Origin of the sequence: Brachyspira catarrhinii (assembly GCF_005518285.1) — a bacterium.
In the GTDB taxonomy this organism is placed as follows: domain Bacteria; phylum Spirochaetota; class Brachyspiria; order Brachyspirales; family Brachyspiraceae; genus Brachyspira; species Brachyspira catarrhinii.
In genome coordinates this window covers 1-1,225 of the sequence record NZ_SJDU01000533.1, presented here as the reverse complement: position 1 = coordinate 1,225, position 1,225 = coordinate 1, and the positions used below count along the sequence as shown (strand labels likewise).

Here is a 1,225-nt window from a genome sequence, read left to right as displayed (position 1 = left end):
AAGCAACACCTACCAAATTGGCATTACAAGGTAAAAATACTTGAATACCGCTTCCTATTTTTCCAATAGGTACTATACCGTGAGGCAAAGGAAGTCCTCCATTGCCTGAATTGTCAATCATATTTTGAGGACTTTCAAGTATAAAGCCGTCTATTACATCGCTTGAAGAAGCAACAGCTTTGTCGATGACAAAAGTTTTTGGATTAAACCCTGTCATATTATCTGTTCCATTAGCCTCTGTGTTGTCATTTTTTATAACAACTGGAGTACATGGAAGCAATGTATTAGGCTCTAAAGAACCTATTTTTGCCTGTAAAGTATTTGCTGATAAATCGTACTGATTTTGTACAAATCCGCATAACGCCACTCCTGTGGCGGCAGAAAACGCATTTCCTTTTGCTAATCCAGTATTACCTGCATATATATTATCCATTTATCCCTCCTTTATTAAAATACGTTTTTAAATCTTTTTACCTTTCCGTCATCAAAGACACAAACAGGCTTGTTATTATTCTTTTTTAATTCCTGTTTCGCTTTAGTTTCTATGTTTTTTTGAATATCTGTTACACAATCAACAGCTAATGCGTAATTGTCTTTAGTTACTTTGTTATTGCCGATAAAAAGAGATTTGAACTTATCTGACAACAAAGATGAATTAGATTTTAAGAATCTTTCTATATAAGAATACTTAGTATCATGCTCTCTTTCTTTTATATACTTTACGCCTTCCTCTTTGTATTTAGAAGCCAAGTTATAGGCTTTATCAACCATAACTTTTTTCTCTTCCTCATCTTCTATAGTTTCCTCCTCATCAGCAACTATTTCTTCTTTTGATAGCTCTTTATTCATATCCTCTTTCTCATCTTTGCCTTCTTTTTTAGCAATTTGAGAAATAAGCATATCTATTTTTGAAGATATATCATCTAATGTAGCACCTTGTTTTTTCTCTGTAGCCATAGCTTCAGAGCTTCCTTCTTCTCCGTCTTCTTTTACGCTTTCATCTTTATTAGAAAGCATAGAAATAAGCTGGTCCAACTTTGATTCTATGGAAGCTATCTTTTGAGTTTCCTCATTTTCAACTGCTTCCATACTCTCATCTTTTTTGACCTCTTCTTTAATTTCTTCTTTTTTTTCTTTTAATTCTTCAGGCATTTTATCCTCCTTAACGATTGCTTGATTTTTTATATTTTCATTAGAATTAGGCATAATTCTTTTAAGACTATCT

General features: G+C 32.7%; 2 protein-coding genes. Both read right to left on the bottom strand.

All coding sequences use genetic code 11. From position 1 onward, the window contains the following. Window positions 1-433: hypothetical protein (locus tag EZH24_RS12120; protein WP_137999323.1), on the bottom strand; the 433-nt coding region annotated here is incomplete at its 3' end. Window positions 434-447: 14 nt separating this feature from the next. Next, on the bottom strand, window positions 448-1,225 hold a 778-nt coding region (locus EZH24_RS12115), incomplete at its 5' end, for a hypothetical protein (RefSeq protein WP_236847250.1).